The following is a 24,795-nucleotide window of genomic DNA, read 5'->3' on the forward strand; positions in this document are numbered from 1 at the left end:
ACATGGCACGTTTCTTTATTGATCGACCGATTTTCGCCTGGGTCATCGCCATCGTGATCATGCTCGGCGGCGCGTTATCCATCAGCCAGTTGCCGCTGGAACAGTACCCGGACATCGCGCCGCCCACCGTGCGTATTTCCGCCACCTACACCGGCGCTTCGGCCAAGACCGTCGAGGACTCGGTGACCCAGGTCATCGAGCAGCAAATGAAAGGCCTGGACAACCTGACCTACATGTCGGCCTCCAGCAGTTCGGCGGGCAGTGCCAGTATCAGCCTGACCTTTGGCGCCGGCACCGACCCGGATGTGGCGCAGATGCAGGTGCAGAACAAGCTGCAACAGGCCGAGTCGCGCTTGCCGCAGTCGGTGCAGAGCGAAGGCCTGACCGTGACCAAGGGCGGCTCGGACTTTTTGATGATTGCCGCCCTGGCCTCGGATAATCCCAGTGTCACCGGCACCCAGATCGGTGACTACATCTCCAGCACCTTGCTCGATTCCATCAGCCGTATCGATGGGGTGGGGGAAGTACAGACCCTCGGTTCGGGCTACGCCATGCGCATCTGGCTGAACCCGGCGCTGCTGGAAAAATACGCGCTGATGCCGTCGGATGTGAGCGCCGCGCTGGAGGCGCAAAACACCGAAGTGTCAGCCGGCCAGCTCGGCGCATTGCCGGCGGTGAAGGGCCAGCAACTCAATGCCACCATCAGCGCGCGCAGCAAACTGCAAACGGCCGAAGCGTTCCGCAATGTGGTGGTCAAATCCAGCAGCGACGGCGCGGTAGTGCTGCTCGGCGACGTGGCGACCGTAGAGTTGGGCAGCGAGAGCTATGACATCAACTCGGCCCTCAATGGCAAGCCGGCCGCCGCCATGGGCGTGCAACTGGCGGCAGGCGCCAATGCGCTGGACGTGGGCGAGGCAGTGAAGGCCAAGCTCAAGGAGCTGGCGCCGTTTTACCCCACTGAAATGCAATTGAAGAACGTGATCGCCTACGACACCACGCCCTTTGTGAGCCTGTCCATTGAGGAAGTGGTCAAGTCCCTGGGCGAGGCCATCGTGCTGGTGGTGCTGATCATGTTCCTGTTCCTGCAAAACCTGCGGGCCACGCTGATCCCGGCGATCACTGTGCCGGTGGTCCTGCTGGGCACGTTGGGTGTGTTGGCGTTGTTCGGGTACTCGATCAATACCCTGACCATGTTTGCCATGGTCCTGGCCATTGGGTTGCTGGTCGACGATGCGATCGTGGTGGTGGAAAACGTCGAACGGGTGATGGCCGAGCAGGGCTTGTCGGCCCTGGCGGCCACGCGGCAATCGATGGATGAAATCACCAGTGCACTGGTCGGCATCGCCCTGGTGTTGAGTGCGGTGTTTATTCCCATGGCGTTTTTTGGGGGTTCCACCGGGATTATCTATCGGCAGTTTTCGGTGACCATCGTCTCGGCCATGGTGCTTTCGGTGGTGGTCGCGATGACCCTCACGCCGGCACTGTGCGCCACGTTGCTCAAGCCGGGGCACGCAGTTCAACGGGGTTTTTTCGGCTGGTTCAACCGTTCTTTTGACCGTTGCTCCAGCGCGTATGAAGCGTTGGTCGGCGCTGTCCTGCAACGCTCACGGCGCAGCCTGGTGGTGTACGCGCTGATCGCCGCAGCCATGGCTGCGGGCTACGCCAGCTTGCCCACCTCGTTTCTGCCGGATGAGGATCAGGGCATTCTCATGGCGCAAATCCAGCTGCCAGTGGGGGCCACCGACAGCCGTACCCAGGCGGTGTTGCACCAGTTCGAGCAGTACATGCTCAAGCAGCCGGAAGTCGAGGCGATGATCAGCATCAGCGGCTTGGGTATGGGCGGCAACAGCCAGAACACCGCGCGTGCGTTTATTCGCTTGAAGGACTGGAGTGAGCGCTCAGACGATGCCGCCACGATTGCCCAACGCGCCACGTTGGCCCTGGCAAGCATTGGCGATGCCGATGTGTTCGTGATGCAACCGCCCGCCGTGCGAGGCCTGGGCCAGAGTTCAGGGTTTGATTTGCAGCTCAAGGACCTCGCCGGTCTTGGCCACGATGCGCTGGTGGCGGCGCGCGAGCAGTTTATCGCGCTGGCCAGGCAAGACCCGCGCCTGCTGGGCGTGCGCAGCAATGGCCTGGACGACGCACCGCAACTCAAAATCAGCATCGATGACCGCAAGGCGGGGGCCTTGAGCCTGAGCACCAGCGACATCAACAGCACCTTGTCCACGGCGTTGGGCGGTACGTATGTGAACGACTTCCTCAACCAGGGCCGCGTGAAGAAGGTTTACGTGCAGGGCGAGGCCAGCACCCGCATGCAAGCGGCGGATCTGGATCACTGGTTCGTGCGTAACAGCAACGATGAAATGGTGCCGTTTTCGTCATTTGCCAGCAGTGCCTGGAGCTATGGCTCGCCTTTGCTGGAGCGCTACAACGGCACATCCTCCCTGGAAGTGGTCGGCGACCCGGCGCCCGGCGTGAGCTCCGGCGCTGCGATGGACGCGGTGGAGGCGATTGCTCGGCAACTGCCCGATGGCATCGGCTACGAATGGACCGGCCAGTCCTACCAGTTGCGTCTGTCCGGGTCTCAGGCGCCTTTGCTGTATGCGGTGTCCATCCTGTTTGTGTTCCTGTGCCTGGCCGCACTGTACGAGAGTTGGTCGGTGCCATTCTCGGTGATTCTGGTTGTGCCGCTGGGCATCGTCGGCGCGGTGTTGGCCACGCGATTGACCGGGTTGAGCAATGACGTGTACTTCCAGGTCGGCCTGCTGAGCACCGTAGGGCTGGCGGCGAAGAACGCGATCCTGATCGTTGAGTTTGCCAAGCACCTGCAAGAGCAGGGCAACAGCCTGCGCGAGGCGACGCTGATCGCCGTGCGCCAGCGCTTGCGGCCGATCCTGATGACCTCCCTGGCCTTCATGTTCGGCGTGCTGCCCCTGGCCGTGAGCAGTGGCGCAGGTTCCGCCGGGCGTCGGGCCATCGGTACCGGCGTGCTGGGCGGCATGTTCAGCGCCACGGTGCTGGGGATCTTCTTTGTACCGCTGTTTTTTGTGTTGATCCGCCGCCGATTTGGCCGTGTCAGCACGGCGCCCATTGTCGAAAAAGGTGACGCATGATTCGCTTTCTCTGCCCATTAGTGGCCGCATTGGTCCTGAGTGGCTGCGTCAACCTGGCGCCTCACTATCAGCAGCCCGAGGCTCCGGTGCCTGGCGAATGGCAAGCGGGTGTGCAGGGTGAGGTGCCGGCCGACATCCAGTGGCAGCAATTCTTTACTGACCGCCGCTTGGCACACCTGCAAACCCTGGCCCTGGCCAATAACCGCGACCTGCGCCTGGCCAGCCTGAATATCGAGAAGGCCCAGGCGCAATACCGCATCCAGCGCGCCGCGGCGTTCCCGACCATCGACGCCAGTGTCAGCGGTACCCATAGCCGCACGCCGGGTTCGCTGTCCAGCAGCGGCACGGCCGTCACCAGCCACGACTACAGTGCGCAACTGGGGCTGAGCAGCTATGAAGTCGACGTGTTCGGCCGCGTGCAGAACCTGCAGGACGAAGCGCTGGAAGACTACCTGGCGCTGACCGAAACCCGGCGCAGTACGCAAATCAGCCTGGTGGCCGAAGTGGCCACCGCCTGGCTGACCCTGGCCGCCGACAACGAGCACCTGCAACTGGCCGAGGAGACCCTGGCCAGCCAGCAATCCACCTACGAATTGACCCAGCGCAGCCACGCCCTGGGTGGTTCGACGGCGTTGGCCGTGGCCCAGGCGCAGACCACCGTCGAGTCGGCGCGGGTCGATGTGGCCGAGTATCAGAGCCAGATTCTCCAGGACCGCAACGCCTTGCGCCTGCTGGTTGGCAGCGACATCCCAGACGCCTTGCTGCCCGACGCCCACCTGCAATCGGCGGCGGCGTTGGTGCAGGTGCCGGCCGAACTGCCGTCGAGCCTGTTGCAGCGACGCCCCGATGTTCTCGCGGCGGAACACAGCCTCAAGTCCGCGAATATTGACATTGGCGCGGCCCGTGCGGCGTTTTTCCCTAGCATCAGCCTCACCGCGAATGCGGGCTCCGCCAGTTCGTCACTGTCCAGCCTGTTCAAGGCCGGCAGCGGCGCCTGGACCTTCGCCCCGAGCATCAGCGTGCCGATCTTCGATGCCGGCAGTAACCGCGCGACCCTGGATGCCGCCAAAGTCGAGAAAGAGATCCAGGTGCAGACCTACCAGCAAACCCTGCAAACCGCGTTCAAGGAAGTCGCCGATGCCCTGGCCGTGCGCAGCACCCTGGACCAGCGTCTCACCGCCCAGCAAGCGCTGACCGAGGCGAGCCAGAAGAGCTACGACCTGTCCGACGCGCTCTACCGCGCCGGCTCGCAAAGCTACCTCGAAGCCCTGGACTCCCAGCGCTCGCTGTACAGCGCCCAGCAGGACCTGATCACCCTGCGCCTGGCAGAGCAGAGTAATCGGGTGAGTTTGTATAAGGTGATGGGGGGAGGGTGGCAGTAGTCCCAGGTGTGCTGTGGTTAGCGAGGCTCTGCGATGCGGCTAAGCAGCCTGTCTCGATGTCGATATCAGGCGACTGAGTGCCGTTATCAGGCTGTTTTCGCGGCAGGGATGCCGCGTACTGTGACTCGTCATTAAGAAACGATGATCGCCTGACCCTCCAGTCAGTACGTCTTAACGTCGATCACAGAGAATAAAAACAACGATGAATAGCCTGAGTTCCAAGGATTCAAACGGCCAGTTGGCGCAGGGCTTCAAGCCGCGCCATGTCACCATGCTCTCCATCGCAGGCATTATCGGCGCGGGGTTGTTTGTCGGGTCCGGGCACGCCATTGCGGCGGCGGGGCCGGCGGTGATGCTGGCGTATCTGTTTTCCGGCCTGTTGGTCGTGCTGGTCATGCGCATGCTGGGGGAGATGGCGGTGGCCAATCCGGACACCGGCTCATTCTCGACCTACGCCGACCAGGCCATCGGCCGCTGGGCCGGGTTTACGATCGGCTGGTTGTACTGGTGGTTCTGGGTGCTGGTGATTCCCATCGAAGCCTTGGCCGCCGGGCATATCCTCAACCAGTGGTTCCCCCAGATCGACGCTTGGCTGTTTGCCTTGTTGTCGATCTTTTTGTTGGTGGTCACCAATTTGTTCAGCGTCTCCAAGTACGGCGAATTCGAGTTCTGGTTTGCCATGGCCAAGGTCGTGGCGATCATCGGTTTTATCGGCCTGGGAGGCGCAGTGTTGATGGGCTGGATTCCCGAGCGGGAGGCCAGCGGCTTGAGTCGCTTGATGGAAGAACACGGTGGTTTCGCACCTAACGGCCTGTCTGCGGTGGTCGGGGCTTTCATTACCATCATGTTCAGCTTTATTGGCACGGAAGCCGTCACCATTGCGGCAGCCGAGTCCAGCAACCCGGCGCAGAATATCGCCCGGGCCACGCGTTCGGTGATGTGGCGTATCGGCGTGTTTTACGTGTTGTCGATCTTTGTGGTGATTTCCGTGGTGCCCTGGAACGACCCGCTGTTGGCGTCGGTAGGCTCTTATCAACGTGCCCTGGAACTGATGAACATTCCCCACGCCAAGTTACTGGTGGACGTGGTGGTGTTGATCGCCGTGGCCAGTTGCATGAACTCGTCCATCTACATTGCTTCGCGCATGCTGTATTCCCTGGGCAAGCGCGGGGACGCGCCAGCGCTGATGAAAAAGACCTCGGCGGCGAGTGTGCCAAGGGCCGCCGTGATCGCCAGCACGGTCCTCGGTGCCGGTGTGACCTTGCTCAGTTACTTCATGCCGGCCGGGCTGTTCCAGTTTCTGCTGGCCAGTTCGGGGGCCATCGCCTTGCTGGTGTACCTGGTGATCGCCGTTTCGCAGCTGCGCATGCGCAAGGTCCTGCAGCGCCGCAATGTCACGCTGACGTTCAAGATGTGGCTGTTTCCCTGGCTGACCTGGGTGGTCATTGTCTTCATCTGTTGCGCATTGGCGGTGATGCTGTTGACCCCCGAGCATCGCTTCGAGGTGTCTTCGACGATCATCCTGGCCTTGCTGATTTCCTTGGTCGGCGTCCTGACTGCACGCCAACCCGAACCTGAGCGCAAGCCGATGCCGGTCGCCTCGCAGCCATGAACGCTCGGCCGGTGACCCGCCTGGTGTTTGTGTTGCTGGACCAGTTCACCCTGATCTCACTGGCGTCTGCCGTAGAGCCGCTGCGCATGGCCAACCAGCTAGCAGGCCAGGAACTCTACTCTTGGCAGACGGCCAGCACCGACGGTAATCCCGTTTGGGCGAGCGATGGCATGCCCATCACACCTGACTGTTCGATAGGCAGTGCGCCTTGCGCCGATATCGTGCTGGTGTGCGGCGGTACGGGCATTCAAGGCACGGTGACCGACGAGTTGATGAAGTGGTTGCGTACCCAGGCACGTTATTCGAAGCGTCTGGGTGGTATTTGTACCGGCAGTTGGGTATTGGCCCGGGCGGGGTTGCTCGACGGGTTTGAATGCAGTGTGCATTGGGAATGGCTGGCGGCCATGCAGGAAGCCTTTCCACGGGTGAGCCTCAGCGCCAGCGTGTTTACCCTCGACCGCGATCGCCTGACCAGCTCGGGCGGCACCGCGCCCATGGATATGATGTTGCACCTGATTGGGCGTGAGCATGGGCACGAGCTGTCGGCGGCGATTTCGGACATGTTCGTGTACGAGCGCATGCGCAATGAGCAAGACCATCAGCGCGTGCCGCTCAAGCACATGCTCGGCACCCAGCAACCGAAGCTGCAGGAAATCGTCGCGCTGATGGAGGCCAACCTGGAAGAACCGATCAACCTGGATGAACTGGCGGAGTATGTGGCCCTGTCACGGCGTCAGCTTGAGCGAATGTTCCAGAAGTACCTGCACTGTTCACCCTCGCGCTACTACCTGCGGTTGCGGCTGATCCGCGCGCGCCAGTTGCTCAAGCAAACCCCCATTTCGATCGTGGAGCTGGCCTTGCTCTGCGGGTTTGTGTCCACACCGCACTTCTCCAAATGCTACCGCGAGTACTTTGGTGTGCCGCCCAGTGACGAGCGCCTGGTGACGGCAGGAGAGCGAGCCGTCATTCTGAAGCCGATGATTCGCGCCGTACCGATGCCGATGCCGATGAGTGCCTTGGAGCAGGCGCGGGGGGAATCGACGTTTGCCAGTGTCCGGCTCAAGGCACGGAGCTGAGAGCACAGTGAGTGGGTGTGAGCGCTGATCAGCGACGCTTGCGTTTCGAGTTTCAGGCCCCACTCACGCCGGGTTTAAACCCGCATGAAGGCCTTGATTCTCTCGCCACACTGATCGGCACGAATCATCCCAGGCTCCGCATCCAGCGCAACCAGGCCGTCTTCCATGAAAATCACCCGGTCGGAAATGGACAGGGCGAAGTCCATCTCGTGTGTCACGATCAGCATGGTCATGCCTTCTTTTGCCAGGTCGCCGATGACCTTGAGCACGTCGCCCACCAGTTCCGGGTCAAGGGCTGACGTCGGCTCATCAAACAGCATGATGTGCGGGTCCATGGCCAATGCGCGGGCGATTGCCACGCGTTGTTGCTGTCCCCCAGACAACTGATGCGGATATTTTTGTGCGTGAGCCAGCAGTCCGACCTTGTCCAGCAGGGCGTAGGCGCGCTGTTCGCTGATGAGTTGGTCGCGGCCGTGATAGCGCGGCGCGAGGGTAACGTTGTCGAGAATCGTGCGATGAGGAAACAGGTTGAAGCTCTGGAACACCATGCCGATGTGCTGTACCCCACGGCGTACTTGTTGCGTGTTGGTGTTGTCACCGGCGTGGATATAGCTTTCGCCGAACAGAATGATCTCGCCCTGGTCGATGCTTTCCAGGGCGTTGACGGTGCGAATCAGCGAGGTTTTTCCCGAGCCCGAGGGGCCGATGATGGAAATCACCTGACCCACATTTACATCAAGGTTGATGCCCTTGAGCACAGCATGCTGGCCGTAGCGCTTGTGAATGTTGACCAGTTGCAGGGCGGGTGCGGAGCCAGGCCCAGGCGCTTTACCAGCGCTTGTCGAAGGGGGCGTCGCCCGTGACGCGCGTAGACGCCCCACGCTGATGTCATCCAGCGTTTGGGGTGTGCGGTTGTTGAGTTCCAGGTGGTGCTCCAGCCAATGAAACAGCCAGCCGAGCACGGTCACGATCAGCACGTAATACACCGCCACAGCCGAGAGGGTTTCCATGACCAGGAAGTTTTGCGCGTAAAGGCGCTGGCCCACGGTCAACAGTTCGGTCAAGGAAATCACCGAGACCAGCGAGGTCAGTTTCACCACGGTGATGTATTCGTTGATCAGCGTCGGCAGGGAAATGCGGAACGCCTGTGGGATCACGATCAGACGCTGTAAACCGAGCAGGCCGATGCCCAGCGCGCGGCCGGCCTCTTTTTGTCCTTTGGCCACGGATATCAAGCCGCCACGGTGGATTTCCGCCATATAGGCTGCTTCGGTGACCACCAGGGCCAACAGGCCGGAATAGAACGGGTTGGACAGAATCCCACGGGTGACCGGGAACATCTGCGGCAGGTTATAGACGAACACGACCAATACCAGCAGCGGCACGCTGCGAAAGAACCAGATATAAATCGACGCCGGCACGCTGATCCAACGCGTGGCCGAAAGCTTGGCCGAAGCCAGCAGGAAGCCCAGCAGCATGCCGATGAACCAGGCCAGCGTGCTGAGCTCCACCACCGTAATGCAGGCTTTCCAGAAGTCCGAGAGCGAAAACAGAGAAAAAAAGTAAGGCCATTCAAATTGCATGTGTACCTCCAACTGCTGGCGTCGACGCAGGCTTCACCTGGGCCGGGCAGTCAAGCGAAAGCCGCCGACGGTGGGAGCGGCTTCGCTCCCACAGGGCTGCACTGAGTCAGTTAGTCGGTTCTTCGAGGTTGTATTTCTTCAACAGGGCGGCGTACTCACCGGACGCCTTGCTCGCCTCAAAGGCCTTGAGCAGCGCCTGATAGAGCGCGTCGTTGCCTTTCTTGACGTAAATACCCAGCGTCTGCTGGTAGATCGAGTGCTCGGTGCTGACCACGACGCGACCCTTGGTACGTTCTGCGATCATGCCGGCGGCGCCGTCGATCTCGACCTGAGCCTGCACATTGCCGGAGAGCAGCGCCTGGGTCACTTCCGGTGCGGACGGGAACTCGCTGACCATAATCGCGCCCTTGTTATTCGGGGTGCAGTAGTCCGTCGAGAGCGTGTTGAACTGCGCCACCCACGTGGTGCCTTTTTCCAGGCCGACTTTCAGGCCGCAGAGGTCTTCCGGTACTTTCGGTTTCAGCGGGCTGTCTTTAAGCACCATGATCGCTGCGCCGGTCTTGGCGTACGGGATGGTTTGCGCTTGCGTCTGCCGCTGGGGCGTGATGTACATGCCGGAGATGATCGCGTCGTAGTGACCGGCGTTCAGGCTGAGGATCAGGTTGGAAAACTTGGTGTCAACGAAGTCGGCCTTGAGGTCCAGGTGCTTGGCGAGCAGGTGCGCCAGCTCGGGGTCGGAACCGACGACGTTTTTATGTTCGTCGTATGACTCGAAGGGCGGATAGGTGATTTCCATGCCGACCTTGAGTATGCCGGGTGTCACCGTCGTTGCGGCATGGGCGCCTGCCGCACCAAGGAGTGCGACGGCCAGCAGGGTCAAGCGGACAGCATTATTGATTGGATTGTGCATCATCGATGACTCCACGTCGGTAAAGTAGGGCTGGGCGGGTGGTTAAACAGGGCGGTGTGACCAGGCAGAGGGTTGCATCAGGACGCGTCCTGCGCCTGGCTCTTTAAGTGACCGAAGCTCGATGGCTTGCGCGCTTTCTCGTACAGCTTGAGTTCGCCCCGTTCGACTTTGCGGCGCAGGTACTGATAGGTCTGCAGCGCTTGGCCGAACATGTGCTCACCGATGGTGATTTCCTCGTAATCCTTAGCGCCTTCAAGAAACTGTGGCAGTGGCTTGATCTGCGTATGGAAGTCGCACGCGTAGAAGAGTGGGAAGGCGTAGCGCTCTTCACTGACGGTTCGCACTCGGTGAGCCGTAGCGACGAACGTACCGGCAGTCATGACCTCCAGCATGTCGCCGATGTTGACCACAAAGGCACCTTCCACGGGCGGCGCATCAATCCAGTGCCCCTGATCGTTCATCACCTCGAGGCCTGGCTTGTCGGCAAGCAAAATGGTGAAGCACTCATAGTCGGTATGCGCACCAATGCCGGGTGCGTCTTGGGCGGCCAGGTCAAATGGGTAGTGAATCAGGCGCAGTTTCGACGGTGGGCGGGTAACCAGTGCTTCGAAATAGTCCTCTTCCAGGCCCAATGCGAGCGCGAAGCCCTTGAACAGGCGACGACCCAACGCAAACACCGCTGCGTAGTAAGCTTCGACGGCGGGACGGAAACCCGGCAGGTCTGGCCATTCATTGGCGCCGATCAATGGGGTCCCGGCTATGACCAGCGGATCGTCCTCGCCCACTTCAAAACCGACATCGAAGGCTTCCTTGTGATCGGGTTTGCCTTTGGCATAGACCTCTTCGCCTTCAGGTACAAAACCCTTGTGGCTGCGGGAGGTGCCAATGTAGTGCTGCATCTTGTACGCAAGGGATTGCGCAAACAGGTCCTTTGCCGCGTGACGCAAGCCGTCGATCAGCGACGACTCGATGCCGTGGTTCTTGATGTACAGAAAACCCACTGCGCGGGCGGCGTTACCGAGCTCTTCGGCCACTGCCTGGCGCTGTGTGATGTCGTCGCTGTACAGCCCGGCGATGTCCACCAGCGGAATGCGATTGAAGTTGGCGGCCTTTGGCGTTTTTTCAGGCATGAGGGAACGCTCCTTATCGGGTTGAGGCACCGCTGAAGCGGCGGAAATGCTCGCGCTCGGTGTTTGCCATCCACACATTCAGCGACCACAGGTCGGCCACCGGCACATTGGTGAAGGGCAGGTGATGCAGATAGCCGTCGGCACCGAACTCCGGTGTCAGCGTGCTGACCTGATAGCCGCGGTTTTCCTGGGATCGCCAGATGGCCTCCCAATGTTGCTGATGGAAGGCCAGCGCCTGGGCATACTCGGGGGCGGCGGGGTGGGGAACCTGGGGCCCCTGGTCATAACCGACCCGGGCTTGAATGTGGTGGACGCGTTCGACGAAGGCGCTGAGGTCGTCTTCCGGATCGTTGAGCAGACGCTCGCAGGTGACGACCCAATGACTGATGTCGCTGGTGAAGCGCAGGTCCGGCAGTTGACGAATCAGCTCGAGGGTGACCCAGGGGTTGAACAACGAGCGCGCACGATGGGTTTCAAAGGAGCACACCTGGCCGTGCTTGCGCGCGACGTCCATCGCGCGGCCAAAGAAGTCGACTTGCTGTGCCAGTGGCCAGCGGTCGTTGCCAGCCAGCAGGTTGATGAAGCGCGGCGACAACTCAGCCGCCCAACCGAGCTTTTTATCGAGGTCCAGAAGGTGTTCGTCGACGCTCGCCGATTGTTGCGGCAGAACATCGTAGGCGCTGAAGACGGTACTGATATAGCTGACGTGGTTGGCGCGTAGAAAGGCTGCGAACTCGGCGCGTTCGCTGGCGGTCATCGGCAGGCGAGCTTCCATGCCATCGAACCCGGCTTCAAGCAGCTCCTCCAGCGCTAGTGCCTTGCTCGCGGTGTAGCCCCACAACGTTCGGAATATTTCCAACTTCATCGATCTGCTCCAAAGGTGCCTTCGCATGATTGACACAGCGGCGTTGCGGCGCTAACCGAAACGCACAAAAAACGGCAGTGACAATCAGAAAAGGCAATCTTCGGGCCGCATCTCTGTGGAAAGGCTCCTTTGTTGCCGCCAATAGTAGGGAGGTGCGGTTGGCGGAAAGAATAGGGAAGTGCAAATAGATAGTTCAGAGATTTCTAAACTATTGTTCAGTGCGGCTCAGGGTGGCGTCATGCGTTAAAACTCGGTTATGACGGTTACACCTGCCGTCTCGAAGCGGTCCATGTTCGTCAACGCATCGATGGACTGCGCCAGGCTGATGGTTTTACCCACGAGTTTTTCAGGTGCCAGCTTGCCTGAGGTGATCATCTCGATCATGGCGCCATAGCGATGCGCTTGCATCCCGTGGCTACCGTAGATCTCAAGTTCATGGGCGATAACCTTGCTCATGGGGATTGCCGGCGTGGCGTGATCAGCGAGCATCAGCCCGACCTGGACGTGCTTGCCGCGACGGCGCAGGTTGTTGATGGAGTTGAAACAGGTGGTTGGGTGGCCCAATGCGTCCAGCGAGACGTGGGCACCGCCCTGGGTGATTTCCAGCACGGCTTCGGTGACGTCTGCGACGCACTGGGCATTAAGGGTGGCGACAGCGCCGAGCGCGCGTGCCAGGTCGAGTTTTTCCTGGGAAATATCGATGGCGATCACGTTCGCGCCAATGGCCTGGGCGATCATCACCGCAGACAGGCCTACGCCACCACAGCCGTGAACCGCTACCCACTGACCGGCGCTGACGTTGCCTTGGTCGACGATTGCACGGAACGAGGTGGCGAAGCGACAACCCAGGCTTGCGGCGGTAGCGAAATCCATGCTCTCAGGCAGCGCGACCAGGTTCAGATCGGCCTGGTGGATGCCGACGTACTCGGCAAAAGAACCCCAATGAGTGAAGCCCGGCTGAAATTGCGTGTGGCAGACCTGCTGATTGCCGCTGTTGCACTGCGCACAAGCACCACACCCGCCCACGAACGGCACGGTCACGCGGTCACCGACCTTCCACCGCGTGACGTCGTTGCCCACTTCGGCCACGATGCCCGCCAGCTCATGACCCGGTACATGGGGCAGTTCAATGTCGGGGTCGTGACCTTTCCAGCCATGCCAGTCGCTGCGGCACACCCCGGTGCCGAGCACCTGGATCACCACACCATGACGTTCCGGGGATGGGTCTGCCACGTTCATCAGGCGCGGCGGCTTGGAAAAGGCTTCGTAGACGACTGCTTTCATTCAAATTACCTAGGCTTGGAGGGGCGATTCAGGCATTGCCATTATGAATGAGCGCCTTGAAATTACCTTTCAAGTTGCAATTGACCGAACGCAAGAATTGAAATTAACCTTCATTTTCAAGTCTGAATTTGAGGAGTTATTTCATGATTGAGCAGCTCGATAAGGCTGACATTGCAATATCGGAGCGTTTGCAGCGGGACGGCAAGCTGTCGAATGTCAAGCTGGCCGAGCAGCTGTCCCTCAGCGAAGCGTCCTGTTGGCGCAAGCAAAGACGGCTGGAAGAATGCGGGGTTATCGAGGGATACCAAGCCATTCTCAATCGAAAGAAACTCGGGTTGGGCCTGAAGGCCTTTGTCCAGATCTCCTGCACGGATCACAGCGAAGAAGCCACGGCAAGGTTTGAAAAGATTATTCAGGCGGCCCCGCAGGTATTGAGTTGCCATAACACAACGGGGGAGGCGGACTTTCTACTTGAGGTGGTTGCACGGGACTTGGACAGCTATAGCCGCTTTGTCGAAACAGTGCTGAGGAAGCTCCCTGGGGTTTCAAGTATTCGCTCGAACCTCTCCCTGCGCGAGATGAAGACCACCCATCGACTGCCCGTCAGCGAGCTCTTGAGTATCTGAAGGCTGTCAGGCAGGACGAGAGTCATCGTTCGCCCGGACAATCGAGCATTTCGGCACTGTTATCGAGCATTTCGGCACAGTCACCCGTCTTTGTTCAACCTAGACTCGAGCTTCACTTTCAGACTCAGCTGGAGCCGCAATGAACATCAGATTAATCCTGCCTGCACTCTCCATGGCCGTAACACTCAGTGGCTACGCTGCGGATTTCTCACTGACCAGCCGGGATATTGCTGACAACCGCCCGCTGACCAGTCGCGAAGTGTTCAAAGGCTTCGGTTGCGAAGGTGGCAATACGTCTCCTGAGCTTTCGTGGAAAAACGCCCCCGCAGGGACTAAAAGCTACGCGATCACCGTTTACGATCCCGATGCACCTACCGGCAGCGGTTGGTGGCATTGGACGGTGGTCAACTTGCCAGCCTCCACCCATAGTTTGCCAAGCGGAGTGGGGACGAACCTGCCTGCCGGTGCAGTACAAGGGCGAACCGATTATGGCCAGCCGGGGTTCGGTGGCGCTTGCCCTCCTGTCGGCGATAAACCCCATCGCTATCAATTCACCGTGTGGGCCTTGAAAACCGATAAGCTACCGCTCGACAACCAGGCCAGCGGAGCCTTGGTAGGTTACATGCTCAACGCCAACGTCCTGGCCAAAGCGACCATTACTTCAACTTACGGACGTTAAGCACGATGCGCCCTTGTGACGGCATACAGCACCGGGAAAATATTATCGATGCATCTGTCATACGGGCGCGACATGCCCTTACCTTGCCAAAGGTGCCGGTATTCGTGACCACCTTGTGTCGAGTGCGGCAGGGGGAAAAACTGTTGCAATGGGATGACCGGGAAATGCGCGCAGGGCCTCAGCATCTGATTCTGATGCCGGCCGGGCGCGAGCTTGGTATCTCCAACTTCCCCGGCCCTCGTGGTCACTACATCGCCGATGCGGTGACCTTTCCCGTCTCGACGTTGCGTCACTTCAGCACCCGATATAGCCAGCAGATCATGAGCGGCCGCGGCGCACTGAAGACCGACCTGTGCGTTCCCCTGGACAGGCACACGACCCAGGCATGGGAGCAGTTGCTGGCCGCCATCAATGGAAACGCCCCGCAGGCACTCTGCACACATTATGGCGAAGCGGTGCTTCTGAGCCTATGCCTTGGCGGCCAGGCCGGACCGCTGCTGATGGGGCGCAACGATCCATTGTGCGAACGGGTGCAGCAACTGGTAATGGCCAGCCCGGAGAGAGACTGGACGGTTGCGAGCATCGCACAACACATGAACCTGGGTGAGTCGACATTGCGTCGCCAACTGGCGAAAGAGGGGAATAGTTTCAGGAACATTCTGGAGGGCGTTCGGTTGTCGACAGCATTACAACGGCTGCAAACAACGTCTCGCCCGATCGGTGAAATTGCCGGCGCCTGCGGCTACGCCTCGGCCTCACGTTTTGCCGTGCGCTTTCGCTCACACTATGGCCTGTCACCCCGTGAGTTGCGGGCAGCGATTTAAGCGCTCCCGGGAGGTCTTGCCCTATGCTGCCGGCCGGCAGTGCGAGCCAGGTGCTGACGTTTACCGGTGGGTACCGGACCAGGCCGTCTGGCGTTAGTGCTACCGTTTACGCAGCCCCCCTGGAGCCTGCTGGATGACTTATCCAATTTCAGTTCCCCACATCGCACTGCCTCCAGCCGCGCCATCCAGGAAATACCCACGGCGCCGAATAGATCGAAATACACACCGACAGGGTCACCTTGTGCCAGTCTGGGCGCGTCCATTCGTCTGTTGCCCGGCACTCTGGGGGGCATGGCGTTTCTCAACCTTAAGCACGGATATCCCGAGCCCAAGAACGGAGAGCCAGCATGGAAATCAATGAGAATGCCCCGGGCAACATTTCACAGCAGGCTGTAACGCGCGGCACGGACAACGAGACAGGGCACGACCCGAAGCGTGATGAGGATAAGATCCCGCTGCCGCCGGACGACGATGCACCCCTTGAGGAGGATATGTCTGATGTGGACGCCGCCGATTCAGTGGCGAGCGAACACCCTGACAACTGAGGTGTTTCAGATCAACGAACCCGGCCAGGGTGTCGCAGGTGACTGCGAATCCGAAGGCGGCTGTAAAGCCGCCTCCTGGGCGATGGCTAGCGGGCGTTCAGTCCGTCGAGAAACTCGGTGTGTTGCAACGTCCTGGAAAACATCGGCAGCGTGAAGCGTTCGGCAGCCTGTTGTTGCTCGTCGGTGAAGGTCGCGGTGCAATCGATCAGCGTTACCACGTTATAGCCCTTCTCATAACCTGATCGAACCGTGCCTTCGACACAGCAGTTGGTCAGGAAGCCCGCCACCACCAGGGTCTGGATGCCATTGTTGCGCAGCACCAAATCCAGGCCCGTGGTGGCAAAACCGTCCAGCCCGCGCTTGCCCTCCACGAGGATGTCGCCGGCTTCCCGGGTAATCGCTTCGCTGATGTCGGCGCCCCAACTGCCGGTGCGAAAGGCGCTGCCATCGGCAACGCCCTTGAGAATCCCGTAGTCGCGGGTGGTCAGCTCCGGGTAGCCCTCGGCGAATTGGATCGGCAGGTGGATGATCTTCACGCCAAGCGTGCGCGCCTGTTCAACCGTGGTGGCGGTGTTGGCGAGCATATTGGACGTGTGCATGACGTCTTTGACGGCGTCATGGAATACGCCGCCTTCGGTGGTGAAATCGTTTTGGTATTCGATAAGCACAAGGGCGGTGGTGTGTGGGTTCATGTCGGGTCTCCGATAAGTGGGTCAAGCAGCAAGCGTAGAACAGCAAGCGGGTTTGAGTAGGGCAGCAGCAAACACATAACCGTGGCTCAGAACGCCGTATCCGTTCACAGACCGCGGGCGAAGCGGGCACTTTGATACTATGCTCATTGCCAATGCGAGCCCTATACGGGTTTCAATGTTTGGCTGCCAAGGGCACTGACCTTATCGAAATCATTGACGTTGGCCAGGAGCCTTGTATCGGCAAGACAGCCGGGGGGTGGGCTTCAGGCTTTTTCAACGGCACTACGCAACAACCTGCACGCGGCATACGGGGAAACGTTCAATGCCTGCCCCAAACTTACATGCTCGAAAATCTCCAAACCGGGGGCCAACCGCTCCAACCAGGACAAGCCGTCGATCCAGGCTGTAGGCAGGTGCAGATGGATGACTGTGGGTAAATGCCAAGCATGATGGAGAACAGCATGAACACCAAACCGATCTACACGATCTTGGGGCGCTTCGCCGGCTGCGTGGCGGGGCTGGCGATAGTTGCCGCCAACCCAGCCCATGCTGCCGACGACGGCATCGCCAGCGGCCCTACCGCAAGCTATAGCATTGCCTTCAGTAATTCCTATGCGGGCAGCGATTTTCGCAAGGTGATGGTGCGCAACTGGCAGGAAATTGCGCTCCAGGCGCAAAAAGACGGCTTGATCCGTGAGGCTCCCGTCGTCAGCGCCAATAACTCGGCTTCGGAGCAGGCGGCCCATATCCAGGACATGATCGTCAAGGGCGTCGATGCCATCGTGGTCCTCGCTGCCTCCGACACGGCCCTCAACGGGGTGATCCGCGATGCCTGCAACGCCGGCATCGTGGTGGTTGTCATGGCCAGCCTGGTCACCGAGCCCTGTGTCTATACCGTGGATTACAACTGGTCCGCCATGGGCCGTGTGGAAATGGATTACATCGCCGAGCGCTTGAAGGGGAACGGGACGTTGCTGGAGATCCGTGGCATCGCTGGCGATGCCACGGATAAAAACATCAGCGATGGCATTCGCAAGGCCGCCAGCGACTATCCGGGCCTGAAATTCGTCAAGACCGTATACGGGAACTGGACGGCTTCTGTCGCCCGCAAGGAAGTGACGCTGGCGCTGCCGTCGCTGCCCACCATTGATGCCGTGGCGACTCAGGGTGGCGACGGATATGGCGCGGCCATGGCGTTCAAGGCGGCGGGACGCCCTTTGCCGATCATTGTGATGGGGAACCGTCAGGACGAACTTGCCCTGTGGAAACAGGAACGCGATGCCAATGGCTACGAGACCGTCTCTGTTTCTGCCTCCCCGAGCGTCTCCCAGATGGGTTTCTGGGTGGCCCAGCAGATACTGGCGGGCAAGCAGGTGCCGAAGTTCGTCGAGGTGCCGCTGGTACGTATTGATGCCAAAGACCTGGACGCCTGGCTCGCCACCATGCCGGTGGGGGGCGCCGCCAATCCTTTATACGGCCAGGCTTCCGTTGCGGCGATGATCGATGCGGCCATCAACCATACGGCGCCGCCGGCGTTTTTGCCGGAGGTGACGAAGCAGTAGCGGCGGGCGAGGTCCATGTTGACATTCAAATCAGCCACGGCCAGGCCTATTGCCGTCAGGATTGGCCTGGCGGTTGCCGCACTGGTGTTGCTGATGCTGGCGGTATCGCTCGTGAATCTCTACGGTCTGCGAGGCATGGTGCGTGCGGTGGATTCCGCCAGCCATTCCGCGGAAATTCTGGCCTCGGTCAACGGGGCCACCGGGCGGGTGGAAAACTTCATTGCCACCCGCGACCAGGAAAGCTTGTCCCAGGCCGAAGGCTTGGTAGCGACCGCTATCAGCGGCCTTAACGCTATTCCGGCGGCAGAGGCGCAATCGCTCAAGGGCAGCCTGGAGAGGCTCGCTGCGGCGATCGCGTCCTTGCGGGCGGCGACCCTGACCATGGATGGCGAAACCGAGAATATGACGGCCCATTACGCCCGGATGCGAGAGGCGACGGCCCTCGTTGAACAGGGTATCGCCGATGGGCTGAAGGGCCTGGATTCCCGCGCCGCCGACCACGAGGCGCGGGTGAGCAACGCCCAGAGCGCCCATCGCATCCTGGATATCCTGCGCAACGGCGAACGCATCATTACCGCCAATGTAGCCAAGGTGTTGGTGACCGGTGATGGTGCGGCCGCCACTGCGGCACGCAGCGCCTGTGCGGCGCTGCCGCCTGTGGTCGAGCAATTGCGCGAGTTGATGGGGGCGCCGCAGCAGGTGGAGACCCTGGAGCAGTTGGCGAAGGCGGTGGCTGCAGCCAGCCTGGCGCTCGAGCAGCTTGGCGAGGCTCCCAAGCTTCGGGGAGGCGAGGTGTTGCGGTATCTGGGTGCTGTTGGAGGTGTGGCAGAGCGCCTTGAAGTCATGTTGGCTGACGTGGACGAGCATATTGCCCATGACGCAAGTGACATTCAGGCCGCCACTGGTTTACTGCAAAATGCAGCCGCGTTGTCCAAGCGTTTCGCCGAACGTGTTGCCACCCTGGAGGCGCAGACCTTGTCGTTTCGCCTGGCGCCGTCGGCCGAGGTCGCCAGCTCTGTAGGCGTCATCCTCGATGAGCTCTCCCGTCTCGCGCGGGTTCTCCCTTCTTCTGTGGGGCCGCAGGCCAACGCTACGCCCCTGACGGTCAGCGATCAGATTGCTGGCTACCGCGCGGCATTTGCCAGGTTCCATCAGGCGAGCAACGCTTTGAGCGACGCGCGCGACCAAGTTCGCAATGAGGCACGGAGCGCGGGCCTGTTGGTTGCGCGCTTCGCTGGCGAGGCGCGCTCAGACGCCTTGGCCCACAAGGATCGCGGCATGTTTGCGGCGATCATCGCGGGTACCGTCGCCATCCTGCTGGCCGGTGCCATCGCCTGGAGCACCTCGCGGTTTGTCGCGCAGCCCATCGTCGCCCTGGCCTCGGTCATGCGCCGGCTTGCTGCCGGTGACCTGACCGCCGAGATCGCCAGCGCTGGACGCGGCGATGAGATTGGGATCATGACGCGGGCCGTCCGGGTGTTCCAGGAGAATGCTTTGCGCATCCGGGTGCTGGAGGCCGAGGCCGAAGCCGAAAGACAACAGGTGCAGGCCTCTCTGGAGAGGATGGTCGCCGAACGGACCGACACGCTGCACCGACAGACCGAGGTGCTGGAGGCACAGGCGGTCGCACTTATTCAGGCGCGCAACCAGGCCGAGACGGCCAACCAGGCAAAGAGTGATTTCGTCGCCACGGTCAGCCACGAACTGCGTACCCCCCTGACCCTTATTCTCGCCCCGTTGGAGCAGCTTTCGGTGGCGATGACCCCGCCGGCGGACTGGCACGTGCAAATCGACCGCGCACAACGAAACGCACTGCGCTTGATGAACCGGGTGAACGATATCCTTGACTTCTCCAAGGCCGAAGCAGGCAAGTTTGAGCTGTGTCCGGCGCCCGTTGATCTGAACAAGGCGGTGGGCGTGCTGGCCGAGGACGCCGCCATGGTGGCCAAGGGCAAAGGCTGCACGTTGACCTGCAGCATCGATCCTGCCCTCGGTACCGTGTTCCTGGACCCCCGACACTTCGAGAAGATTCTGCTCAACCTGGTGAGTAATGCCATCAAGTTCACCCCTGCTGGCGGTACGGTGCATCTGGCCGTCACTGCGCTTGATGACGAGCGATTTGAACTCGCGGTGCAAGACTCGGGCATTGGCATCGCGTCTGACAAATTGCCCCTGCTGTTCCAGCGCTTTTCCCAGATCGACAATTCCGCCACGCGGCATTACAGCGGTACGGGCATCGGTCTGGCCTTGGTCAAGGATCTGGTCGAGCTGATGGGGGGCGAAGTCCGCGTCAACAGTGAGCCAGGAAAGGGGTCGTGCTTCCTTGTTCGATTTCCTCGGGGAACTGAGCAAAACACCGTGCCGACCGAAGCCAGTCATCTGCATGAGGGATCGTCACCCGCCGCAATGATCACAACCGAGCAGCGCCACTTGCTGTTCGACGACGGCCACCGTGGCAGTAGCAACGACCCAGCGTCCATGGGCGATGCAGACAACGAGCAGCACCCGGAACGCGCCTCGCAGTCCAGGGTTCTGGTGGTTGATGACAGCCCGGAAATGCTTAGCTACCTCGGCGAGCTTTTGCGCGACGACTACAGCGTCGTCACCGCGGCTGACGGAGAGCAGGCCTGGGCCATACTGCAGCGCCAACCGATCAATGTCGTTCTCTCGGATGTGATGATGCCGGAGCTCGATGGCTTCGGCCTGACCGCCAGAATCAAGGCGAGCGCCGGTTTTGCCCATCTGCCCGTCATCCTGTTGACTGCCCGCGGCGGCAGCGAGGCTTGCATCTCCGGGCTGGAGAGTGGCGCCGATGACTATATCGCCAAACCTTTCTCGCCATTGGAGCTCAAGGCTCGCGTACGCGCGGCGCTACGCATGAGCCAGGTGCAATCCGAGCTGCATGCGAAATCCCGTCAGGCGGGCATGGCCGAGATCGCCACGACGGTGCTGCACAATGTCGGCAACGTCCTCAACAGCGTGAACGTTTCGGCAGAGCTGGTCAGCAGCCAGATGCGCACCTCCAAGGCCCAGGGCCTGGGCAAAGTGGCGCAGATGATGAACGAACACATCCATGAGTTGAGCGATTTCCTCACCCAGGACCAGAGGGGAAAGATGCTGCCCGACTACCTGCTCAAGCTGGCGCAGGCGGTGGCGGCAGAGCAGCAGGGCATCATCGAAGAGCTCGAGCAACTTACCAAAGGCATTGACCACATCAAGACCATTGTCGCTGCCCAGCAGTCCTATGCCGTTGCTGTCAGTGTCGTCGAGACAATACCGGTTTCGGAATTGATCGATGATGCCTTGCGCATGAGTGCCGGCTCACGGATGAATCAGGAGGTGACGGTGGTCAAGGACATTGCCGACTTGCCCCTGCTGTCGCTGGACCGGCACCGGGTGCTGCTGATTCTGGTGAACCTGATCAGAAACGCCAGGCAGGCATTGGACGGCGTGGTCGATCGCGGCCCGTGCATCACGTGCAGCGCCTCCCTCATTGCTGACGGAACAGTCTTGCGTATCACGGTGGCCGACAATGGCAACGGGATTACGCCAGAGCACCTCACGCGTATCTTTTCCCATGGTTTCACAACGCGCAAAGACGGTCACGGTTTCGGCCTGCACAGCTGCGCGCTCGCCGCGCAGGAAATGGGTGGCAGCTTGACCGTGCACAGCGACGGGGCTGGGCAGGGCGCAACCTTCATCCTCGAAATCCCCCTTGATGCGCCGCAGAGTAAGCGTTGAACATCGAACAATGCCGGAATGGGTTGCGTTAATTTACGGTTAAGGCGGGTAAACCAATAGCGCACTGGTCACGGGCTGCCTGCAAGTCAAGTCAATCGTTGGTGCTTTCTTCATCCCTGAGCTGGCGGCTCATGGCATCGCAGCTCTGCGACCACGAGGTCAGCCATGTCGGCATCTCTGGCGACCGTTCGGGCAGTCCCAGTTCTCGAACAAACTCGCTTGGCGGAATAACACCTTTCGCTGAACGAAATAGACCTCGCATTACGACAACGCCGATCACTCTGCCTTTGCTCACAAATCGATGCTCCATGAAGCTCCACTTGTCGTCCCAGCCAAGCATCCTTGTGTGGATTTCAAACGCTTCAAACAGTCTAAGCTCACGACGAAATTTACCCCAAGTGTCTCCGACGATGGGCAGCGCCTTTGCTCTAATAGCTACTCGATAGGCGCCACTGCGCAAAACGAAATCCATGCGTCCGACATCGGCCAGTGTGAAATATCGGCCGTTGGTGACATGTCGATTGAAGTCGAGGTCCAGTGGCCAGACGCGCATTCGGATGACGGTCGATTCCAGCGCTTTTGCCGGTCTGCGCCAAGGTCGACGAAGTAGCATGAGGAGAAGTCGAAACCAGAGATTCATACAGACACCGATAGTTGAATGATTGGCGTACTTTAAAGTGCCGAGGGCTGAGCCAGGTAGGTCCCTAAATGACTAAATTCTGCGCAAAAGTACATTCCGATCACTAACTTCTATGGTTTAAGTTTTTCTAGCGGGTTTCGCAGGTCGCTATCGCGATAACTGCCGATCGGCAATCCTCTCGGGCTTGCGATGCAGGCCGCCGCCTGCGAAAGCCTTGCGGCTGGTGAGGATTGTCGCGATCTTGTTGAACGCTTCGATGTACTCGCCGTTGATCCAAGGGAACTGTGTCTCAAGCTTCTCGCGATCGGTTGGCACCTCACAACCGCCCCCAGTAATACCTGGCGGGACATGATCATTGTCGACACGAGCACTGGGGATCGAGTAGATGAGCACGTCCCATCCAAGTAATCGCCAGGCTGCTGCGCCCGGTAAGGTTAAGGATTAAAGCCAGCAATGCTGATGTATGTGCGAGATGTCCAGCCGCTACTGCAAACGTGTTTTCGCTCATTTGACTTCCAAGTCATAAACGCGCCGGTATTGGCACTCCCCCATTCCTTGGGCTGCGGGCGACGGGGCTGGGGACATCAATAAATTCAAAGGCCAAGATCCATCCCTAGCAACTCGCCTTTGAGCCTGTTCGGGCTACTACAATCAGGATTGTTCTCTCTAGCCGATAGGTAGTCGGCCAACTCATTTCCTAATTCGGCTGACCGTATAGGATCTTCGTTTTCTAAAGGTGCTATGAGATCCATAATTTCTTGCAGATTCGAAAGTCGATGAGCGAAACGTTCGTTGCCCTTGAGAGCGTTTATCCGTTCCGCTGAACGAGATAAGCGCATACCCTCGCGGTCCTTGAAATCTTCAATTTCTAACATGATCGCGTAGCGCAGCCCCCGGATCCACTGATGATCTTTGGCGGGTGCTACAGATAATTGTCTTATCTTGTCGCCTATTGCCATGGCTTCCTCATGCGCTTGATGAATTAGTGTGGCGCAACGCTACCATTTCGTAATGTACGTAGTTACTGGCATTCCATACACACTGTGTGCCTGTCCAGGAAGACTGTAGATTCAGCCCCTAAAGGATGATGCAAGCCTGTGGAGCGGTAACCAGAGGTATGCAAAAGTACCCAAGAAATACTGGTTTTTAGGGCTTATGTAGACGGCGACGGCTAGGCCCAGAGCAATACCTATTACTGCTATCGATATACCGGTAGATCTTGCTGCGTCCTTTTCTGGTGAGCTCATTCCTCGTGACCTTTGTGATGTGCCGAAAGTGCAAAACGCCATGACCGAGTTGTAATGTCAGCCTGTTTTACGAGCTTGCGGTCAGTGAGCGTCTTTTATCACGTTGAAGTTCAATAACAGAGGTGGCGGCAAGTTATAAAAAAAGAAAGCATCCAAACGTAAAATCCGTAGCTGTAGCTTGTGATGCTTATCCTTCCGGCGCCATCGTTCCAGATGCTGGTGTAGGAGAACGAGGTTAGGCCCATCGCGATTGCTATGATTGAGCAAATGCCGGTCGAGCATGTAGACGAATGCGAGTCGGTGCAGGTTGTGCCGCTTTCTGTCGATCATCACCTTCAGATAGCCACTGGAAACCAGGCTGCCCGCTACCGTGCCCGCAACAGTTCTGCTTCGGCTGACAAGCCAGGTGAAAACGCCCGATTCTGGCGAGTAGGCAAGTATCGATTTCAGGTATTCAGGGGCGATAGGCATGGCTTCGCCTCGCCGGCTGGCGTGATTCGTTTAAGTGGGTGATATGCTTTGCTGCTTATCAAACAAGGAGGTGGTAATGGCGGGTAAAAAGCTTGAAGCGTTCCGCGAGTGGTTCACGCCGCGTAAGCGGTTATGGGCAGGGCTCGCCTTGCTTGTCACTGGGGTATTCGGGCCGCTTTTCTATCCAAGCATTAATGGCTATTGGGGTATCTTTATTGCTCCTGGGATCATATTTCTCTGCAATGCATGGAATGCCAAAGCTCGCGATAAGCGCTGATAGCCTAGCCGTCTGGCGCTATTCAGCGATATAGGGTATTGCGGGTGACCGGCATGGAGCCGGATCAAGGAGGTATGTATGCGTGATTACAACTACGAAGCAGGCCTTCATAAGCTTCAAATCGCAAAAGACGAAGCTGAGGCAGCGGCGGAAGATTTCTACGACAAATACTGGCCGTTCCAGACTGACGAGATAGCCGCTCAGTACGGGGAACTGCAGTTCACGGCGGTTATCATGCTCGCCGAGTTTGAACAATTCGCTCAGCAAGGCAGCGTTAAGCACGCACGGTAACGCTCCTTAAGGTGTGTTGCTTGTTCCGCAGTTCCGGCAGTCTTCCCGGTAGCGCTGAGCGTCGCTTATGAACCGACCGCAACCATCGCAGTTGAACATCATCATTCGCGGCCTTTGCGGCTTCACCAGCTTTATGGCTGAGCCTCGCAAGGTCTCCTTGATGTTCACGTCGTCGCGCTCAAGATCCTCGGCTCGGCCATTCAGCACCAGCAGATGCACCGCCTCGCTGACTTCCTCGAGCT

21 protein-coding genes and 3 pseudogenes are annotated in these 24,795 nt (G+C 59.6%); 14 read left to right on the forward strand and 10 right to left on the reverse strand.

The annotated features are described in order from the left end of the window. Positions 1–2 precede the first annotated feature (2 nt). The 4 genes from ACHPFG_RS14845 (at position 3) to ACHPFG_RS14860 (ending at position 7,186) form a co-directional block, all read left to right on the forward strand. Positions 3–3,116: an efflux RND transporter permease subunit gene (locus ACHPFG_RS14845; RefSeq protein WP_431703373.1), complete on the forward strand. Its 3,114-nt coding sequence runs from the start codon at positions 3–5 to the stop codon at positions 3,114–3,116. After that, on the forward strand, positions 3,113–4,498 hold the full coding sequence (locus ACHPFG_RS14850; protein WP_431703374.1) for an efflux transporter outer membrane subunit: 1,386 nt from the start codon (positions 3,113–3,115) through the stop codon (positions 4,496–4,498). The genes ACHPFG_RS14845 and ACHPFG_RS14850 overlap by 4 nt, the downstream gene beginning before the upstream one ends. Before the next feature lie 202 nt (positions 4,499–4,700). Then, the gene (gene gabP, locus ACHPFG_RS14855; RefSeq protein ID WP_131696179.1) at positions 4,701–6,110 is read left to right on the forward strand and encodes a GABA permease; all 1,410 of its coding nucleotides are present in this window, start codon (positions 4,701–4,703) and stop codon (positions 6,108–6,110) included. Beyond that, a complete protein-coding gene (locus ACHPFG_RS14860; RefSeq protein ID WP_131696180.1) occupies positions 6,107–7,186 on the forward strand; it encodes a GlxA family transcriptional regulator in 1,080 nt (359 codons plus the stop codon). Before gabP ends, ACHPFG_RS14860 begins: the two co-directional genes overlap by 4 nt. A gap of 74 nt (positions 7,187–7,260) precedes the next feature. On the opposite strand, the gene ACHPFG_RS14865 is transcribed toward ACHPFG_RS14860, so the two are convergent. The 5 genes from ACHPFG_RS14865 to ACHPFG_RS14885 form a co-directional block, all read right to left on the reverse strand. After that, complete coding sequence (locus ACHPFG_RS14865) at positions 7,261–8,769, reverse strand: amino acid ABC transporter permease/ATP-binding protein (RefSeq protein ID WP_431703375.1); 1,509 nt, start codon at positions 8,767–8,769, stop codon at positions 7,261–7,263. A gap of 106 nt (positions 8,770–8,875) precedes the next feature. Further along, positions 8,876–9,679 (reverse strand): ABC transporter substrate-binding protein, encoded by an 804-nt coding sequence (locus ACHPFG_RS14870; RefSeq protein ID WP_431703474.1) that lies wholly within the window; start codon positions 9,677–9,679, stop codon positions 8,876–8,878. Positions 9,680–9,756: 77 nt separating this feature from the next. Further along, complete coding sequence (locus ACHPFG_RS14875) at positions 9,757–10,809, reverse strand: isopenicillin N synthase family dioxygenase (RefSeq protein ID WP_431703376.1); 1,053 nt, start codon at positions 10,807–10,809, stop codon at positions 9,757–9,759. Positions 10,810–10,822: 13 nt separating this feature from the next. Next, complete coding sequence (locus ACHPFG_RS14880; RefSeq protein WP_431703377.1) at positions 10,823–11,674, reverse strand: sugar phosphate isomerase/epimerase family protein; 852 nt, start codon at positions 11,672–11,674, stop codon at positions 10,823–10,825. A gap of 243 nt (positions 11,675–11,917) precedes the next feature. Next, positions 11,918–12,958, reverse strand: a complete 1,041-nt coding sequence (locus ACHPFG_RS14885) for a zinc-dependent alcohol dehydrogenase family protein (RefSeq protein WP_145337776.1) — start codon at positions 12,956–12,958, stop codon at positions 11,918–11,920. Positions 12,959–13,101: 143 nt separating this feature from the next. Here ACHPFG_RS14885 and ACHPFG_RS14890 point away from each other — a divergent pair, with 143 nt between their 5' ends. The 4 genes from ACHPFG_RS14890 to ACHPFG_RS14905 all read left to right on the forward strand — a co-directional run bounded on the left by ACHPFG_RS14890 (position 13,102) and on the right by ACHPFG_RS14905 (position 15,632). Continuing rightward, positions 13,102–13,584 (forward strand): Lrp/AsnC family transcriptional regulator, encoded by a 483-nt coding sequence (locus tag ACHPFG_RS14890; protein WP_131696185.1) that lies wholly within the window; start codon positions 13,102–13,104, stop codon positions 13,582–13,584. A 139-nt stretch (positions 13,585–13,723) separates the two neighbouring features. Further along, a complete protein-coding gene (locus ACHPFG_RS14895; RefSeq protein WP_431703378.1) occupies positions 13,724–14,263 on the forward strand; it encodes a kinase inhibitor in 540 nt (179 codons plus the stop codon). Between the two features lie 5 nt (positions 14,264–14,268). Continuing rightward, complete coding sequence (locus ACHPFG_RS14900) at positions 14,269–15,087, forward strand: helix-turn-helix transcriptional regulator (RefSeq protein ID WP_431703379.1); 819 nt, start codon at positions 14,269–14,271, stop codon at positions 15,085–15,087. 347 nt (positions 15,088–15,434) lie between these two features. Then, positions 15,435–15,632, forward strand: coding sequence for a hypothetical protein (locus ACHPFG_RS14905; RefSeq protein ID WP_027606646.1), 198 nt, complete (start codon positions 15,435–15,437; stop codon positions 15,630–15,632). An 86-nt stretch (positions 15,633–15,718) separates the two neighbouring features. Here the strand turns inward: ACHPFG_RS14905 and ACHPFG_RS14910 are convergent, their stop codons facing one another. Then, positions 15,719–16,324, reverse strand: coding sequence for a cysteine hydrolase (locus tag ACHPFG_RS14910; protein WP_431703380.1), 606 nt, complete (start codon positions 16,322–16,324; stop codon positions 15,719–15,721). A 461-nt stretch (positions 16,325–16,785) separates the two neighbouring features. Between ACHPFG_RS14910 and ACHPFG_RS14915 the strand changes: the two genes are divergently transcribed. From ACHPFG_RS14915 to ACHPFG_RS14930, 4 genes and pseudogenes are all read left to right on the forward strand, one after another. Further along, positions 16,786–17,886, forward strand: coding sequence for an ABC transporter substrate-binding protein (locus ACHPFG_RS14915; RefSeq protein WP_431703381.1), 1,101 nt, complete (start codon positions 16,786–16,788; stop codon positions 17,884–17,886). 1,278 nt (positions 17,887–19,164) lie between these two features. Then, positions 19,165–20,214, forward strand: a pseudogene (locus ACHPFG_RS14920) (sensor histidine kinase); the annotation flags it as partial. A gap of 213 nt (positions 20,215–20,427) precedes the next feature. Further along, positions 20,428–20,763: pseudogene (locus ACHPFG_RS14925) on the forward strand (response regulator transcription factor); the annotation flags it as partial. Between the two features lie 519 nt (positions 20,764–21,282). Then, a pseudogene (locus ACHPFG_RS14930) lies at positions 21,283–21,627 on the forward strand (ATP-binding protein); the annotation flags it as partial. Positions 21,628–21,718: 91 nt separating this feature from the next. Here ACHPFG_RS14930 and ACHPFG_RS14935 read toward each other — a convergent pair. The 4 genes from ACHPFG_RS14935 to ACHPFG_RS14950 all read right to left on the reverse strand — a co-directional run bounded on the left by ACHPFG_RS14935 (position 21,719) and on the right by ACHPFG_RS14950 (position 23,985). Next, positions 21,719–22,267, reverse strand: coding sequence for a thioesterase family protein (locus ACHPFG_RS14935; RefSeq protein WP_431703382.1), 549 nt, complete (start codon positions 22,265–22,267; stop codon positions 21,719–21,721). Between the two features lie 147 nt (positions 22,268–22,414). After that, positions 22,415–22,660 (reverse strand): hypothetical protein, encoded by a 246-nt coding sequence (locus tag ACHPFG_RS14940; RefSeq protein WP_431703383.1) that lies wholly within the window; start codon positions 22,658–22,660, stop codon positions 22,415–22,417. Positions 22,661–22,860: 200 nt separating this feature from the next. Next, on the reverse strand, positions 22,861–23,226 hold the full coding sequence (locus tag ACHPFG_RS14945) for a hypothetical protein (RefSeq protein ID WP_431703384.1): 366 nt from the start codon (positions 23,224–23,226) through the stop codon (positions 22,861–22,863). Positions 23,227–23,595: 369 nt separating this feature from the next. Further along, a complete protein-coding gene (locus ACHPFG_RS14950; protein WP_431703385.1) occupies positions 23,596–23,985 on the reverse strand; it encodes a hypothetical protein in 390 nt (129 codons plus the stop codon). Positions 23,986–24,061: 76 nt separating this feature from the next. On the opposite strand from ACHPFG_RS14950, the gene ACHPFG_RS14955 reads away from it, so the two are divergent. Both ACHPFG_RS14955 and ACHPFG_RS14960 read left to right on the forward strand, forming a co-directional pair. Beyond that, a complete protein-coding gene (locus ACHPFG_RS14955; protein ID WP_431703386.1) occupies positions 24,062–24,262 on the forward strand; it encodes a hypothetical protein in 201 nt (66 codons plus the stop codon). A gap of 78 nt (positions 24,263–24,340) precedes the next feature. Next, entirely contained in the window at positions 24,341–24,553 is a 213-nt protein-coding gene (locus ACHPFG_RS14960; protein ID WP_167656281.1) for a hypothetical protein, read from the forward strand. The last annotated feature ends 242 nt before the right edge of the window (positions 24,554–24,795 follow it).

The organism is Pseudomonas sp. BR20 (genome assembly GCF_050780135.1).
GTDB lineage: Bacteria > Pseudomonadota > Gammaproteobacteria > Pseudomonadales > Pseudomonadaceae > Aquipseudomonas.

Coding starts and splice junctions, on each gene's coding strand:
- ACHPFG_RS14900 (WP_431703379.1), top strand. CDS start 14,269: ATGCGCCCTTGTGACGGCATACAGCACCGGGAAAATATTATCGATGCA.
- ACHPFG_RS14955 (WP_431703386.1), top strand. CDS start 24,062: ATGGCGGGTAAAAAGCTTGAAGCGTTCCGCGAGTGGTTCACGCCGCGT.
- ACHPFG_RS14865 (WP_431703375.1), bottom strand. CDS start 8,769: ATGCAATTTGAATGGCCTTACTTTTTTTCTCTGTTTTCGCTCTCGGAC.
- ACHPFG_RS14915 (WP_431703381.1), top strand. CDS start 16,786: ATGAACACCAAACCGATCTACACGATCTTGGGGCGCTTCGCCGGCTGC.
- ACHPFG_RS14850 (WP_431703374.1), top strand. CDS start 3,113: ATGATTCGCTTTCTCTGCCCATTAGTGGCCGCATTGGTCCTGAGTGGC.
- ACHPFG_RS14910 (WP_431703380.1), bottom strand. CDS start 16,324: ATGAACCCACACACCACCGCCCTTGTGCTTATCGAATACCAAAACGAT.
- ACHPFG_RS14880 (WP_431703377.1), bottom strand. CDS start 11,674: ATGAAGTTGGAAATATTCCGAACGTTGTGGGGCTACACCGCGAGCAAG.
- ACHPFG_RS14895 (WP_431703378.1), top strand. CDS start 13,724: ATGAACATCAGATTAATCCTGCCTGCACTCTCCATGGCCGTAACACTC.
- ACHPFG_RS14905 (WP_027606646.1), top strand. CDS start 15,435: ATGGAAATCAATGAGAATGCCCCGGGCAACATTTCACAGCAGGCTGTA.
- ACHPFG_RS14860 (WP_131696180.1), top strand. CDS start 6,107: ATGAACGCTCGGCCGGTGACCCGCCTGGTGTTTGTGTTGCTGGACCAG.
- ACHPFG_RS14845 (WP_431703373.1), top strand. CDS start 3: ATGGCACGTTTCTTTATTGATCGACCGATTTTCGCCTGGGTCATCGCC.
- ACHPFG_RS14875 (WP_431703376.1), bottom strand. CDS start 10,809: ATGCCTGAAAAAACGCCAAAGGCCGCCAACTTCAATCGCATTCCGCTG.
- ACHPFG_RS14890 (WP_131696185.1), top strand. CDS start 13,102: ATGATTGAGCAGCTCGATAAGGCTGACATTGCAATATCGGAGCGTTTG.
- gabP (WP_131696179.1), top strand. CDS start 4,701: ATGAATAGCCTGAGTTCCAAGGATTCAAACGGCCAGTTGGCGCAGGGC.
- ACHPFG_RS14960 (WP_167656281.1), top strand. CDS start 24,341: ATGCGTGATTACAACTACGAAGCAGGCCTTCATAAGCTTCAAATCGCA.
- ACHPFG_RS14935 (WP_431703382.1), bottom strand. CDS start 22,267: ATGAATCTCTGGTTTCGACTTCTCCTCATGCTACTTCGTCGACCTTGG.
- ACHPFG_RS14950 (WP_431703385.1), bottom strand. CDS start 23,985: ATGCCTATCGCCCCTGAATACCTGAAATCGATACTTGCCTACTCGCCA.
- ACHPFG_RS14945 (WP_431703384.1), bottom strand. CDS start 23,226: ATGGCAATAGGCGACAAGATAAGACAATTATCTGTAGCACCCGCCAAA.
- ACHPFG_RS14885 (WP_145337776.1), bottom strand. CDS start 12,958: ATGAAAGCAGTCGTCTACGAAGCCTTTTCCAAGCCGCCGCGCCTGATG.
- ACHPFG_RS14870 (WP_431703474.1), bottom strand. CDS start 9,679: ATGCACAATCCAATCAATAATGCTGTCCGCTTGACCCTGCTGGCCGTC.